Source organism: Burkholderia sp. JKS000303 (assembly GCF_002563755.1).
Classification (GTDB): domain Bacteria; phylum Pseudomonadota; class Gammaproteobacteria; order Burkholderiales; family Burkholderiaceae; genus Burkholderia; species Burkholderia anthina_B.
Genome location: NZ_PDBZ01000001.1, coordinates 4,698,750 through 4,713,442, shown reverse-complemented (window position 1 = coordinate 4,713,442; position 14,693 = coordinate 4,698,750). Strand labels below are relative to the sequence as shown.

Sequence of the window (14,693 nt, the reverse complement as noted above, 5' to 3'; positions counted from 1 at the left end):
GAGCCGTGTACGACGCGAAGAAGGCGGCGATCCACAGTCCGACGCAGACCGTACCGAGCATGGCCATGACGGCCGGATGCGCATGCCACATGGCTGCGACTGCCGGCAGCGTCGACGCTGCGCAGCAGGCAGCGGCGGCGAGCAGGAGGAACGCAAGCATCGCCATGCGCAGCATGGGAAGCCGGGCATGCTGGAGTTGCGCGCTGGTCTTCCAGTGGAGCCACGCAGCGCCGAGGCTGGCATACGCCGCGATGACGGCCAGGCCCGTCAGCACATTGAAGCCCGTGAAGACATCCAGTGTGCTGCCGGCAAATCGTCCGCCTGTCACGACGATATCGCCGGACAGCAGCGCTCCTGCAACCAGCCCCTGGGCAAACGCGGCGAGTATCGAGCCGATACTGAACGCGCCGTCCCAGAGGCGTGGAAACGGCGTATGGACCCGGAACTCGATCGCGACACCGCGAAAGGCGAGCGACACCAGCATCACCATGAACGGCAGATAGAAGGCCGGTGCGAGGATCGAATAGGCCGGGGGGAACGCGCCGAACAGGACGATGGCGGCCAGAATCAGCCATGTTTCGTTGCCGTCCCAGACGGGCGCGATACTGTCGACCAGCGCATCGCGCTCGGGGCCGTGCCGCGAGGACAGCAGCAGGATGCCGACACCCAGATCGAAGCCGTCCAGCAGGACGTACATCGCGACCGCAAAGATCGCGATGAGGATGCAGACGTGGCTCAAGGCGATATTCACGATTTTTCTCCGGTCCGGCCGCCGCCGGCGGCGGCCTCGGTGTCGGACATCAGGACGGGCTTGAGCGAGGCGGCGTATGGCGACGTGTGCAGGGCCGCATCCGGGCCGCGCCGTATCACGCGGGCGGTGATGCCGACGAATGCGGCGAGGAACAGCGCATACGTGACGGCAAAGAGCGTGGTCGAGAACAGGATATGGGGGGCCGGGACGGGTGACACGGCGTCGGCAGTGCGCAAGTAGCCGTACACGACCCACGGCTGACGGCCGATTTCCGAGGTGTACCAGCCTGCGATCGTCGCGATGAAGCCGATCGGCATCATCGTCCGGACGACGTGCAGGAACCATCGGGTCGAAAAGAGTACGCGCCGAAAGCGCAGCCACAGGCTGATCGCAGCAACGGCGAACATCAGCAGGCCGAGCAGGAACATGACCCGGAACGCATAGAACACCGGCGCCATCGGCGGACGGTTTTTGGCCGGCGTGGCGGTCAGTCCGGGAACCGTGCCATGGATCGAGTGCGTGACGATCAGGCTGCCGAGATACGGGATGCCGACCTGTATTCCGTTGCGAGCCTGCTGCTGGTGCGGCGTGATGAACAGCAGATAGGGCGCGCTTTTCGTCGGTTGCCAGTAGCCTTCCATGGCCTGGAACTTCGCGGGCTGGTAGTCGAACATCCGAAAACCGACCGAGTCGCCCAGTGGCAGCTGAAGCGCGATGGCGATGCTGGCGAAGCCGAGCCCTATCGACATCGTGCGTTTCGCGAACGCGACATGCGTGCGTCGGAGCAAATACCATGCGCCCACGCCCGCGACAAAGAACGAAGCAGACAGGTAGGCCGCGAGCAGCATGTGCGGCAGCCGAACCAGGTACGACGGGTTGAAGATGACGCGCCAGCGGTCGACGACGTGAAAGGCATGGGCGGCGGCATCGAACGTCACCCCGTCAGGCGTATGCATCCACGAATTGGCGGCAAGAATCCATGATGCGGAGATCGTCGTGCCGACGGCGACCATGGCCGTCGCGAAGAAGTGCAGCTTCGGGCCGACTCGCTGCATGCCGAACAGCATGATGCCGAGGAACCCGGCTTCGAGAAAGAACGCGGTGAGCACCTCGAGCGCGATCAGCGGGCCGATGACAGGGCCGGCCAGCCGCGCGAATTCCGAAAAGTTGGTGCCGAATTCGAACGACAGCACAATGCCGCTGACGACGCCGACACCGAACCCGAGCGAGAAAATGATCAGCCAGAACCGGTAAATCTTCAGGTAGAGCGGGTCGCGTGTCTTGAGCCACAATCCTTCGACGATGGCGAGGAAAGTCGCGAGGCCGATCGACATCGTCGGAAAGATGATGTGAAAGGTGACGGTCAGTCCGAACTGGATGCGAGCCAGTATCACGGTATCCATCTATGACCTCGTTTGATGTGAGTCAGCATGACGAGTGCCGGGCCTAGTCTGTTTCCGTGCGACGCCAGGCCGCGATCGACAGTGCGACGAACGCGGCAAGCACGAGATAGGCCACCTCGTCGGAGAAGATCTTGATCAGCGCCATCTCTGTCGTCGCGATGGCCGCCGCGAATGCGAATGTGCCGATCGCCTTCGCCGAGAATGAGAGGGTCTTCCTGACGGACATGGTCGGGTTGTGGGTTCCGGTTTGGATGACGCCATACAGTCAATATGGATAACTGATTGATGGCGATTTCAGGGGTGATCGTTCGTTGAAAATCTCTCATGCGATATCGTCCCGGGTCAGCCGCGGCGATGCGTGTCAGAGCGCATCTTCGGCGAGCGCATCGGTGCGTCGGTCGTCGCCGTCGTTGGCGGGCCACCTCGGATCGAGCAGCGTGATACGAACATGCTCGATGAACAGTTTGAGTTTGTGATTCGCGAACGGGTTGCGCGAGTGCACGGCATAGATGATCTCGTCCTGGGGCGTTGCCGTTGCGAGTAAGCGCACGAGCCGGCCGTCGCGCAGGTCTGCGTCCGCGATGTAGCGCGGCAGCATCGCGATGCCGATGCCTTGTATCGCAGCGTCGCGCAGTGTTTCGCCGTTGTTGGACAGAAAAGTGCTTGCCGGGCTGATCGATCGCGGTTTGTCGAGGCCATCCGGCGTGACGAAGGACCACGTGGTGGACGGTGTCGCGTTGCTGTAGTTCAGGCACTTGTGCCCAAGTAACTGGTCGATTGATCGCGGCTCGCCGTGCGCTGCAAGATAGTCCGGGCTGCATACGACCACACGCTCGCATGCGGCGATGCGGCGTGCGACGAGCATGCTGCCGGGAAGCCGCGCGGAACGGATCGCGACATCGAACCGCTCCGCACCGATGTTGACGATACGATCGTCGGTCTCGAGCGTGACGCACAATTGCGGATGCGCTGCGGCGAATTGTGCGATCGCAGCGCCGAGCCAGAGCCGTGTCAGGCTCACCGGCGCGGTAATGCGCAATTCACCGCACAGTCCTTGCGATTGCGCTGCAACCGCTTCGGCGGCATCAATGAGTTGACGTAACGAGTCCGATGCGGCACGGTAGAACGTCAGGCCTGATTCGGTCGGCGTGACGCTACGGGTAGAGCGCGTCAACAGCTGGGCGCCGAGCGTGCGTTCCAGATCGCTGACGCGTTTGCTGACGACGGATTTCGACAACCCGAGCCGGCGTGCGGACTCGGAAATGCTTTGACGCTCGACAGCGAGCAGGAAAGCTTGGATATCGTCGTGGTTCAGCGATTTCATGAGGCGATCAGGATGGTCGTCGGACGTGGAACACAAGCGGCCTTTCATCGCGATTCGGCCTGGCTCGGGTGCTGCCGGACACGGGCGACGTCGGGGGGGGCGCTATCCGGGCGGTTCAGCCGGTCGATTGCGTGGTGAGCGCATGACCGAAGCGTAGAGGAACCTGTTTTGCGTCGGTAGACTGCGCGAGTTATCCTCAGCGTCTCATTTATGGAACGATCGAGCGCGCCGATGCAGGACCTCAACGATCTCTATTTCTTCGCACAGGTGGTTGACCACAAGGGTTTTGCGCCGGCCAGCCGCGTGCTCGGCGTGCCGAAATCCACCTTGAGCCGACGGATCGCGACGCTCGAACAGCATCTCGGCGTGCGACTCGTGCAGCGGTCCACTCGCCAGTTTTCGGTCACGGAAATCGGCCAGCATTACTACAACCACTGCAAGGCGATGCTGGTCGAGGCGGAGGCGGCACAGGATGCGATCGAGCAGATGCGGGCGGAGCCGCAGGGCGTGGTTCGGCTGACCAGTCCGGTCGCGATGCTGCATGCCCGAATCGGCGCGATGCTGGGGGAGTTCATGGCGCGCAACCCGCGCGTCACCGTGCATCTCGAGGCGACCAACCGCGTCGTCGACGTGGTCGGTGAAGGGATCGACATTGCCATTCGCGTTCGCCCGCCGCCGTTGAAGGACAGCGATCTCGTGATGCGTGTGCTCGGCGAGCGCACCTGGTGCCTCGTCGCGAGCCCAGCCCTCGTGCAGCCGCATGCAATTGCGGCGCCTGCCGAGCTGGCCGAGTGGCCGAGTCTCGATTTCGGGCCACCGCAACCGCAGCATGTCTGGCGCCTAGAGGGTCCGGATGACGTTTGCGCGACAGTGCGCCACACGCCACGATTCGTGACTGACGACATGATTGCGTTGCGTCAGGCCGCGGTGGCGGGAGCCGGCATCGTCCAGTTGCCGATGATGATGGTGAGCGACGAACTGCGCCGCGGCGAGCTGATCCGGATATTGCCCGACTGGCTACCGAAAAGCGGGATCGTCCACGCGGTATTCCCGTCCCGCCGGGGGCTGCTGCCCTCGGTGCGTGCGCTGCTGGATTTTCTGGCTGACGAGTTCGCGCGGATCGAAGAATCCTGACCGTCGCGTGGCGGTCGATTGTCTTTTACATGTCCTGCAACGCCTCAAAGCGTTGTGCGATGAAATCGATCAGCAGTCGTACCGCGCGAGGCATGCCCTTTCTGCTCGAGAACACGACATGAATCACGTCGTGTCGAGGCGACCAGCGAGGCAGGATCCGTTTGAGCGTTCCGTCATCCAACTGGTCACTGACCATCGCCGCAGGCAGTTGAACGATACCGAGACCGGCGACGGCTGCCTTGCGCAGGGTCAGCAAATCGGTTGTGACGAAACGCGGCGCATGGCGAACCGTCACGAGCGTGCCGTCGGGCGCCACGAGTTCCCAGGCGTGCTCGGGCGCCGGCAGGCCAAAGCCGAGGCTCGGCCACGGCTGGAGTTCGGACGGATGGTGCGGTTGGCCCAGGCGTTCGCAAAGCGCGGCTGCCGCGACCAGGCATTGACGGGAATGCCCCAGCGTGCGGGCCACGAGGTCTTGGGCAATCCGCGGCCCCGGGCCGGAATGGAGCGCGATGTCCAGTCGTTCTCTGATGACGTCCGTACGGCGGTTCATCGCGGCCAGTTCGATGCGGATGTCGGGATAACGGGCTGCAAAAGCGGTCAGTATCGTGCCGACATGGGCATGGAGCAGCGCGACGGGGCAGGACAGGCGAATGGTTCCGCATGGTTGCGTGTGGGCAGATGCGATCACGGCCTGCGCCTCGTCGACGCTCGCAAGCATGGTCTTGCATCGTGCATAGTAGGCACGCCCGAACTCGGTCATCGCGAACGAACGCGTGGAGCGATGGATGAGCTTGACGCCCAACTGCTGTTCCAGCAAGGCGATGCGGCGGCTCAGTCGCGATTTCGGCAGGCGCAGTTCGCGCCCGGCCGGCGCGAATCCGCCGTAGTCGACGACCTGCACGAAATAGTAGAGGTCGTTGAGGTCATAGCCGAGCGTAGGGGAGACGGTGCGTGAGAGCCGAGCAGCGACCAGCGGCGGGTGAGTGCTATCGGGCATGTGCGTCGTCGGGTTGCGATCGCGGTTGAATTCGCCTGGCGGGCGGTGCGGCAGTGCCGAAGTCCAGGGTGACGGACGCGGTGCGTGCATTCGTGTACCAGGATGCGGATGGTGCGACGCAGGCCGCGGCCTTGGGCAGCTTAATCCAGCCACGCTGACGTGGGTAGTGCGCGTATGTCGAACACCGTGTTCGGGTTCGTCGAACGGGCTGCCAGCGAATTCGACGAACCCGAAATGGCGGTGCATCCGCGCAGCCTTGCTCCGAACCCGATCGTCGGGTGGCCCGGCGATCGCAACCCCCTTGCCGGGCCACCTCGCCACCTGCCGGCATCAAACCGCCGCCGGCTCCCCCAACGGCCCCGCATCGTCATCCACCATGCGCCGCGGCGAATCGATCAAGCCCTTCGCCAGTTCCAGCGCCTGCCGTTCGAACAAGCGGCGATAGATCCCGCCGTCGATGCGGATCAGCTCGTCGTGACTGCCTTCCTCGATCACCTTGCCGCGATCGAGCACGAGCAGGCGGTCGAGCGCGCGCACCGTCGACAGCCGATGCGCGACCACCAGCGTCGTGCGGCCGACCATCAGCCGTTCCATCGCCTGCTGGATCAGCACCTCGCTTTCGCTGTCGAGGCTCGACGTCGCTTCGTCGAGGATCAGGATCGGCGCATCGGCGAGGAACGCACGCGCGATCGCGACGCGCTGGCGTTCGCCGCCCGACAGCTTGATCCCGCGCTCGCCGACGAGCGTGTCATAGCCATCCGGCAGCGCGACGATGAAGTCGTGCGCGCTGGCCAGACGCGCGGCGCGCTCGATGTCGGCGCGGCTCGCGCCGGGACGTGCATACGCGATGTTCTCCGCGAGCGTGCGGTGGAACAGCACGGGCTCCTGCTGGACGATCGCGATCTGGCTGCGCAGCGAATCCTGCTGCACCTGCGCGATGTCCTGGCCGTCGATCGTGATGCGTCCGCCCGACACGTCGTACAGACGCTGGATCAGCTTGATGAACGTCGTCTTGCCCGACCCGGAATGGCCGACGAGGCCCACGCGCTCGCCGGGCGCGATGCGCATCGAGAAATCGTCGTACAGCGCGACCGGATGATTGCCGTAGCGGAACGTCACGTGTTCGAAGCGGATCTCGCCTTGCCCGATCCGGATCGCCGGCGCGCCGGGACGATCGTCGATGCCGAGCGGCTGACGTTCGAGCGCTACGAGTTCCTCCATGTCGTTGACCGAGCGCTGCAGGTTGCGGATGTGCATGCCGACGTCGCGCAGATACCCCTGCAGCATGAAGAACATCGTCAGCGAGAACGCGATGTCGCCGACACTCGCTTCGTCGTTCGCCCACAGCCGCAGCGCGACGCCGATCATCGCGGCCTGCATCGCGACGAGCATCGCACCCTGCAACCCGCCGTTGAACGTGCCGCGCACCCACGTGCGGCGCGTGCGCTGACGCCACTTGCCGATCACGCGCGCGAGCCGCGCTTCCTCGCGCGTTTCCGCGCCAAACGCCTTGACGACAGCGTTGCAGCTTACTGCGTCGGAAAGCGCACCGCCCATGCGCGTGTCCCACAGGTTGCCGAGCCGCGCCGCCGGCGCGACGATGCCGAGCGACACGGCGACCGTCACCGAGATGTACAGCAGCGAACCCGCGCCGACGACGAGCCCCATCACCGGCCAGTGCGTGCCGAGCAGCACGGTCGCGCCGACGAGCATCGTGACCGACGGCAGCAGTGCGATCAGCACGGTGTCGTTGAGCAGGTCGAGCGCCCAGATCCCGCGCGTGATCTTGCGCACGGTCGAACCCGCGAAGCTGTTCGCGTGCCAGTCGGTCGAGAAGCGCTGCACGCGATGGAACGACGCGGCCGCGATCTCGCTCATCATCTTCAGCGTGAGCGTGATGATGTTCAGGTAGACACCTTGCCGCAGCAGCGTCGCGCCGATGCCGAGCGCGGCGAGCGTGCCGAACGCGACGAGGGCCGAATGCCACGCGGCGGCGCGGTCGGTCAGGCCGGTCGACAGCGCATCGACGAGGCGGCCGGCGAACAGCGGCGTGAGCACGTCGGCGAGTGCGCCGAGCAGCGCGAGCGCCGCGATCGTCGCGGTGCGCACCGGCTGTTTGCGCCAGTAGCGGAAAGTGAAGCCGAAGACGGCCTGGAACGCCTGGCCGCCCGGACGGGTGGTTTTTCTGGTCATGTGTCGTTGCCCGGCGCATCGCGCGACGGGACTTTCCGGTTCGGAGAACGTCGAAAACGCAACAGCCGGCCGCTCGAACGACGCGGGCAAAACGAAACGGGCTGTCGGGAAAAAGCGCGGGCTGGCGGGTTAGCGAAGCATCCGGGAGCCGGCGCGGACGACGGGCTGGATCAGCCGCGTCGTGGGACCACGTTCGGGAAGGTTGCTGGCATTCGGAACATCTGCACCTCCCTGAAGTGAACGGTTGAAAGGACGCCGAAAAGACGTGAAGGGATTTTATCAGCAGTGCCGGACGCGCTGCAACGTCTGACGAATGCGGCGTTGCGGCGTCGATACGGATAATATTCAGGGTTCCGGCCCTTCTTCGCCGCGCGCGCCGCGGCGCGGTGGCGCACGGGGCGGGCACCCGCATCGTTTACACTTTCGCGTTGCGCGGCGTGCGACGCGGCGAGCGTTCACGCGCCTCGCGCCGGCCGGTCCGGCCCCGCAGATTCACCACGAGACATTCCTGAGGAAACGATGAGCGACGTTCAGCAAGGCATCCTGGCTCCGATCGACACGGCGGCCCGATACCTGACTTTCACGATTTCGGACAACGGCAACGTGGCGGCCGCGCTCACGGCGCTGCGCGCGCTCGTCGACGGGCGCGACACGGTCGTCGGCTTCGGCGCTTCACTGGCCGCGCGCATCGGGCGTCCGGTTGCGGGCCTGACCGAATACCCGGCGTTCGCGGTGAACGACAGCACGCTGCCGGTCACGCCGGCCGACGTGTGGGTGTGGCTGCGCGGCGACGATCGCGGCGACCTCGTGCTGCGCGCACGCGCGATCGAGCGCGCGCTGGCGCCGGCATTCGCGCTGCAGGACGCGGTCGACGGGTTCCGCTATTCGAACGATCGCGACCTGTCCGGTTACGAGGACGGCACGGAGAACCCCGAAGGCGACGACGCGGTGGCCGCGGCGATCGTCACGGGGCAGGGCGCCGGGCTCGACGGCTCGAGCTTCGTCGCGGTCCAGCAATGGCTGCACGATTTCGATCAGATGGAGCGCATTGCGTCCGGCGACATGGATCACATCATCGGCCGTCGCCGCTCGGACAACGAGGAACTCGACGACGCACCCGAGTTCGCGCACGTGAAGCGCACCGCGCAGGAAAGCTTCGAGCCGGAGGCGTTCATGCTGCGCCGTTCGTCGCCGTGGTCCGATGCGCGTCGCGCGGGGCTCTACTTCGTCGCGTTCGGCTGTTCGTTCCGCGCGTTCGACGTGCAGATGAGCCGGATGAGCGGCGCGGACGACGGTATCGTCGACGGCCTGTTCCGCTTCACGCGGCCGCTGACGGGCGCGTATTTCTGGTGTCCGCCGGTGCGGGACGGCAAGCTGGATCTGTCCGCGCTCGGACTGTAAGCGCCGGACGACCTTCGCGAACGGGCGGGCCGTGCATGGCGCACGGCCCGCCCGTTTTGCATTTCAGGTATCGGTCGCGGGCGGCGCAGGTTGCTGCCCGCGACCGACGATCGTCAATTCAACGTCGTTTCGATGCGCGTGCCGCGCTTGATGAATTGCGTGACCGGCGTCTTTTCGCAGATTTCCGCGAGACGCTGGCGTTGCGCGTCGTCGAGCGGGCCGTCGAGCGTCACGACGCGGCGCACGTATTGCAGCCCGTCGCGATCGGCATGCAGTTCGGTGCGCACGTCGATGCGCACGTCCGGCCACGACTTGCGCTGCATGTACATGCGCAGCGTCGCGGCCGTGCATTGCGCGAGGCCGACGAGCACGAACTCGTACGGCGCCGGGCCGAGATCCTGTCCGCCTTCGCGCGGCGCTTCGTCGCCGGTCAGCGCGTGCGTGCCGGCCTGGAGCTGGACGACGTAGTTCGGCGCGTCGGCGGCGAGGGTGGCGGCAGCATGGATGAGCGACATGGCAAGTCTCCGGTGAGCGGGAAAGAGAGGGCCGCGACGGCGCGCGACGGTCGAGCCGCCAGCATACCGGTTCGGCCGGAATCGCGGGCGCACGGTGGCGTTCGCGCGCCCGCGTCATGGGCGTGAAGCGCGCGCCTGGTCCACGATGCCGGCGCTGCGCCGCACCAGCGTCGCGACGCGTTCCCGGACCCACTGGTGCGCGCGATCCGTTTCGCGCGATTCGTGCCAGTAAGCGAGCAGCGGAAACGGCTTGAGCCGAAGCGGCAACGGCTGCACGGCGATCGGCAGCAGCGACGTCATGCGCAGCGCATACGTGCGCGGCAGCGTGAGCAGCAGGTCGCCCGACGCGGCGATCTGGCAGGCGGCGAAATAGTGCTGGCAGACCAGCTGGATGTGACGGAAGCGCCCGTCGTTGCCGAGCAGCACGTCGAGCGATTGCGGTACGCCGAGCGACGACACCGCGATATGCTGCGCGGCGAAATAGTCGCCGCGCCGAAGCGTGCCGTCCATCAGCGGATGATCGTGACGCATCGCGACGACGAGCGAATCGTCGAGCAGGTGCTCGGTCGCGATGCGCGGGCCGGTCTGCACGCGGCGGTCGACGACGAGGTCGAGATTGCCCGATGCGAGTTCGCGTTCGATGTCGTGCACCGCGACGCGGCGACTCACGAACCGCAGGCCCGGCGCTTCGGCGGCGAACGCGGCGACGATCTGCGGCAGCGCGATCGACTCGAGCACGTCGCGAATGCCGACCGCGACGCTCAGGTCGAGCGTGGCAGGATCGAATGCCGCCGGGTCGCGCGCGGTGCGTTGCAGGCCGGCCAGATGAAGTTGTACGTCGGCGATGATCGCGCGCGTGCGCTCGGTCGGCACGACGCGGTTGCCCTGACGCACGAACAGCGGATCGTCGAAATGCGCGCGCAGCCGGTTGAGCGCGTGGGTGACGGCCGGCTGCGTCAGATGCAGCGCGCGGGCGGCCGCGCCGATGCCGCCGTGCACGTAGACGGCGTCGAGCACGCGAAACAGGTTCAGGTCGAGACGATGATCGGCGGGCACGGCTGCAGTCGAGGAGGGGGCGTGCGCCGATTCTAAAGGATGCGCGAGCAACGGACCGGCCTGCGCGCGTTCACCTGAATCGGCATGGCCGGAAATGCCGTTGCGTATCGCATGCATTCACGGCGATCGCTGCGATTCGACGCACGGGGTGACGTTCGCCCCGATACGCGGCATGGGCGCGCCCGATGCCGGCCGCCCGATGCCGGCAAGCCGCCTAAGCATACCTGCTTCGGCGCGGCGGTGCCGTCAGCCGGTGACAGCCTGTAGTAATCCGCCATCATGCTGTCCCTCTCGGCCATTTCACGCCAAAGACATGACCCGTTCGGCTAAGATGCCGTCGCTTCATATTTCGAGATAGCCGTCCTGTCGCACGAGGTCAAACCAAATATAAGCCCGACAGTTCGACGGTATTAGAAGAAGTCGAAACAGTCGGGGGCTTGGCCAGTGGAAGCAGCAGATCAGAGGTGGGTCGTTGTCTATTTGAGTACGGGGTTTTCGTTGGCCCAGGCCGCGCGTCTCGGCGAGGCTTTCAATCTGGCGAATCGCCTGCATGCGTTCAGTGCGGATTACCAGCTGAAGTACGTATCCGAAAGCGGTGGATTGTTGCAGTCATCGTCCGGCGTGAAGATTGCCGCCGAGGCGCTCGGCGACGAGCACGGCCGCCGGGCATTCGCGTTCTTTCATCTTCACGGCGATCGCGCGGCGGTCAACTGGGACGATGCGTTGCGGCGCCGGCTGACCGACATTCGCCGGCATGCGCGATGGATCGTCGACGGGATGGACCTGTCGACGCTCGCGGCGGCGCAGCGGCCGCAGGAGGCCGGCACCACGCCGCCGGGGCGCACCCGTCGCGCGGCGGCACCGATCGAACTGCGGGCTGACGAAGCCGACGTGCTCGGCGCCGTGCTCGACCTGTTCCGCACCGATCTCGGCGACAGCGCCGCGCAGGAGATCGCCAGCAACCTGCTGCGGCCGGTCGAGCAGCGCTGTGCGCAGTCGATGTGGGCGTTTCGCGAGTTGAGCGCGAGCCCGTCGATCCGGATGTCGGTGCAGCAGCTGCGTGCGCAGAGCGCGAACCGCATCTCGATTGCCGACATCGCGCAGACGGTCGCGATGAGCGAGCGCAATTTCCTGCGGCGCTTCAAGAAGGAAATCGGCGTGACGCCGACCGAGTTCGTGCAGCACGTGCGGCTCGAGCGCGCTTGTCACATGCTGATCCACACGACGCTGCCGGCCGACAAGGTCGCGCGGCGCACCGGCTTCGGCAGCGGCGAGCGGCTGGCGAAACTGTTTCGCCAGCGGCTGCTGATATCGCCGACCGAGTTTCGCGTCACCGAACGCGAGCGGCTGCTGACGAACGGTGCCGGGGCGATCGACGGGGCACCCGACGCGCAGGCCACGCCGCAGCCCGAGCGTGCCGACGGCGAGCGGCCGGGCCGGGGCCCGCGCGCCGATGCGCGCGGGAAAACGGGGCGGATGACCGTAGAATCACCGTGTCGCGATCACGATCCCCGGTTTCCATGCCCTTGCTTCCCACTACCGCCACAGCCCCCTTCTGCCCGTCAGAAGTAAAGGGCAGCATCACGATCGACGCCGGCGCGTCGCGCTGGGTGAAGCTCAAGCGCTTCTTCGGCCCGGGGCTGCTGGTCGCGATCGGCTACATGGATCCCGGCAACTGGGCCACCGACATCCAGGCCGGCTCGCAATTCGGTTATTCGCTGCTGTGGGTCGTCGCGTTTTCCAGTCTGGCCGCGATCTTCCTGCAGATGCTGGCCGCGCGGCTCGGCCTCGTTGCAGGCAAGGACCTCGCGCAGGCGAGCTACGACCGTTACGGCCGGGTCGGCCGCATGGTGCAATGGGTGACGGCCGAGGTGTCGATCATCGCGTGCGACATCGCCGAAGTGCTCGGCTGCGCGCTCGCGTTCAAGCTGCTGCTGGGCGTGCCGCTCGCGTGGGGGATCGTGCTGACCGCGCTCGACACGGTGATCGTCCTCGGGCTGCAAGGCAAGGGCTTCCGGCAGATCGAGGCGATCGTGCTCGGGCTGATCGCGACGATGGCGTTCTGCTTCGTGGCGCAGGTCGCGATCACGCCGCCCGACTGGCATGCGGTCGCGCTGGGGCTCGTGCCGGGCGATCCGGGCCACGACCGCAAGGATGCGGTCGTGCTCGCGCTCGGCATCGTCGGCGCGACGATCATGCCGCACAACCTGTATCTGCATTCGTCGGTCGTGCAGACGCGCCACGTGGTCGGCGGCGCGCGCGGCCTGGTTCGCGACACGCTCGCGCTGGTGCGCATCGACACGTGCGTGTCGCTGTTCGTCGCGATGCTCGTCAATGCGGCGATCCTGGTCGTCGCGGGCGCCGCGTTTCATGCGACCGGCCAGCACAACGTCACCGACATCGAACAGGCGTACCGGCTCATCACGCCGATCGCGGGCGGCGCGGCCGCGCTGCTGTTCGGCATCGCGCTGCTCGCGTCGGGGCAGAGCTCGACGCTGACCGGCACGATCGCCGGCCAGGTGATCATGGACGGTTTCCTGCATACGAAGATTCCGTGCTATCAGCGCCGGCTGATCACGCGCGGGCTCGCGCTGGTGCCGGCGCTGATCGGCGTGCTGTGGCTCGGCGACGGCTCGGTCGGGCAGCTGCTGGTGTGGAGCCAGGTGCTGCTGAGCCTGCAGTTGCCGTTCGCGATGTGGCCGCTGATCCGCTCGGTCAGCGACCGCAACACCATGGGCGAGCATGCGATCGGCCGCAAGATGCAGGTGGCCGCGTGGGCGCTGTTCGCCGTCATCACCGGCACGAACCTGCTGCTGATTACGGGTGTCGCGGGCTGATACAGCCTGTCACAGGCTGACACAGATGCGCGGCGCGCTTGCGTTAAACTGCGGCCTTTCGCCTGTCGTTCGACGTCCGTTATGTGGAGTGAAATCAGCAACATCGGCGATGCCGCGCTGACCCTGCCGGTCGCGCTGACCTGCGCCATCTGGCTCGCGCTGTCCAACTGGCGGCTCGCGGTGCGCTGGGTCGCGCTGCTCGCACTCGGGATGAGCGTTGTCGGGGCCACCAAGATTCTCTACGCAGGGTGCGGAATCGAGCTTCCGCAGTTCGATTTCCGCGTGATCAGCGGGCATACGATGCTGTCGACGTCCGTGTGGACCGTCGCGCTGTCGATGCTGTGGCAGGCGTTTCGTCTGGGGAAGTTGCCGGGCGTGATGGCGGGCCTCGCGATCGGCGCGGTGACGGCCGTTGCGCGCGTGTTCGATCATTCGCACACGATTCCTGAAGTCATTGCCGGCTGGCTGCTCGGCGCGCTGGTCGCGCTGGTGTTCCTGCACGCGTATGGCCGGGCGCTCAAGCGCTCGTTCTCGCCGCGCATCGCGGCCGTCTGCCTGCTGCTCGTGTCCGGCATCGCGTACGGACATCGCGCGCCGTTCCAGCAGATGATCGACACCCATTCTCCGCAGCTCTGCGCATTCGTGCGCGCGTCAGGCGACGGGTTCTGACCGTGGTTCCCGCCGGGGCATGGATGCCCCGGTGCCGCATGCGGTTCTCGCACGGCGGCTCGCTTCCTATACTTGATTTCATACGTTTCGTCGTATTGCCGGCTTACGTCGGCGTCCGGTTTCCGTCGAGCCGATATCCCGGTCGCGCTGCGCCGTCGGATCGGCACGGACGCACGCAGGTCATGCGCCACGTCTATGACCGGGCATTACGAATATTCATTTCATCGATTGGCGGCATTCGCGTACGCTGACGTTCGTTCGATCGGGGGCCGGCTGCGACGGGCTGCCCGATCCGTCCGGTGCGGCGTGTCGCCGCCGGCTCGCTATACTCGCGCCAAACCGCGCGACCGTCGGCCGGCGCACGGCAACCGCCGTCGCGGCAGCGGTCCGCAACGACGATTCACGATAGGAGC

General features: G+C 66.1%; 13 protein-coding genes. 5 read left to right on the top strand and 8 right to left on the bottom strand.

Annotated features, from left to right (window positions below):
- The 4 genes from BX604_RS22065 to BX604_RS22050 form a co-directional block, all read right to left on the bottom strand.
- Positions 1-751: cytochrome d ubiquinol oxidase subunit II (locus BX604_RS22065; protein ID WP_143748070.1), on the bottom strand; the 751-nt coding region annotated here is incomplete at its 3' end.
- Positions 748-2,154, bottom strand: coding sequence for a cytochrome ubiquinol oxidase subunit I (locus BX604_RS22060; protein WP_098552646.1), 1,407 nt, complete (start codon positions 2,152-2,154; stop codon positions 748-750). The genes BX604_RS22060 and BX604_RS22065, both read right to left, overlap by 4 nt.
- A gap of 43 nt (positions 2,155-2,197) precedes the next feature.
- Positions 2,198-2,380 carry a hypothetical protein gene (locus tag BX604_RS22055; protein WP_098552645.1) on the bottom strand — a complete coding sequence of 61 codons (183 nt, stop codon included), beginning with the start codon at positions 2,378-2,380 and terminating at the stop codon, positions 2,198-2,200.
- Positions 2,381-2,515: 135 nt separating this feature from the next.
- Positions 2,516-3,478: a LysR family transcriptional regulator gene (locus BX604_RS22050; RefSeq protein ID WP_098552644.1), complete on the bottom strand. Its 963-nt coding sequence runs from the start codon at positions 3,476-3,478 to the stop codon at positions 2,516-2,518.
- A gap of 231 nt (positions 3,479-3,709) precedes the next feature.
- Here BX604_RS22050 and BX604_RS22045 point away from each other — a divergent pair, with 231 nt between their 5' ends.
- Entirely contained in the window at positions 3,710-4,612 is a 903-nt protein-coding gene (locus BX604_RS22045; protein WP_098553021.1) for a LysR family transcriptional regulator, read from the top strand.
- A 25-nt stretch (positions 4,613-4,637) separates the two neighbouring features.
- On the opposite strand, the gene BX604_RS22040 is transcribed toward BX604_RS22045, so the two are convergent.
- On the bottom strand, positions 4,638-5,609 hold the full coding sequence (locus tag BX604_RS22040; RefSeq protein WP_098552643.1) for a LysR substrate-binding domain-containing protein: 972 nt from the start codon (positions 5,607-5,609) through the stop codon (positions 4,638-4,640).
- A gap of 330 nt (positions 5,610-5,939) precedes the next feature.
- Positions 5,940-7,802 carry an ABC transporter ATP-binding protein gene (locus tag BX604_RS22035; protein WP_098552642.1) on the bottom strand — a complete coding sequence of 621 codons (1,863 nt, stop codon included), beginning with the start codon at positions 7,800-7,802 and terminating at the stop codon, positions 5,940-5,942.
- Between the two features lie 519 nt (positions 7,803-8,321).
- On the opposite strand from BX604_RS22035, the gene BX604_RS22025 reads away from it, so the two are divergent.
- Positions 8,322-9,203 carry a Dyp-type peroxidase gene (locus BX604_RS22025; protein ID WP_098552641.1) on the top strand — a complete coding sequence of 294 codons (882 nt, stop codon included), beginning with the start codon at positions 8,322-8,324 and terminating at the stop codon, positions 9,201-9,203.
- Between the two features lie 113 nt (positions 9,204-9,316).
- On the opposite strand, the gene BX604_RS22020 is transcribed toward BX604_RS22025, so the two are convergent.
- Complete coding sequence (locus BX604_RS22020; protein ID WP_098552640.1) at positions 9,317-9,718, bottom strand: OsmC family protein; 402 nt, start codon at positions 9,716-9,718, stop codon at positions 9,317-9,319.
- A gap of 114 nt (positions 9,719-9,832) precedes the next feature.
- Positions 9,833-10,774, bottom strand: a complete 942-nt coding sequence (locus BX604_RS22015; protein ID WP_098552639.1) for a LysR family transcriptional regulator — start codon at positions 10,772-10,774, stop codon at positions 9,833-9,835.
- A gap of 498 nt (positions 10,775-11,272) precedes the next feature.
- Between BX604_RS22015 and BX604_RS22010 the strand changes: the two genes are divergently transcribed.
- The 3 genes from BX604_RS22010 (at position 11,273) to BX604_RS22000 (ending at position 14,280) form a co-directional block, all read left to right on the top strand.
- Positions 11,273-12,346, top strand: a complete 1,074-nt coding sequence (locus BX604_RS22010; protein ID WP_098552638.1) for a helix-turn-helix domain-containing protein — start codon at positions 11,273-11,275, stop codon at positions 12,344-12,346.
- Positions 12,295-13,611, top strand: coding sequence for an Nramp family divalent metal transporter (locus BX604_RS22005; protein ID WP_098552637.1), 1,317 nt, complete (start codon positions 12,295-12,297; stop codon positions 13,609-13,611). Before BX604_RS22010 ends, BX604_RS22005 begins: the two co-directional genes overlap by 52 nt.
- A gap of 81 nt (positions 13,612-13,692) precedes the next feature.
- The gene (locus tag BX604_RS22000; protein WP_098552636.1) at positions 13,693-14,280 is read left to right on the top strand and encodes a phosphatase PAP2 family protein; all 588 of its coding nucleotides are present in this window, start codon (positions 13,693-13,695) and stop codon (positions 14,278-14,280) included.
- The last annotated feature ends 413 nt before the right edge of the window (positions 14,281-14,693 follow it).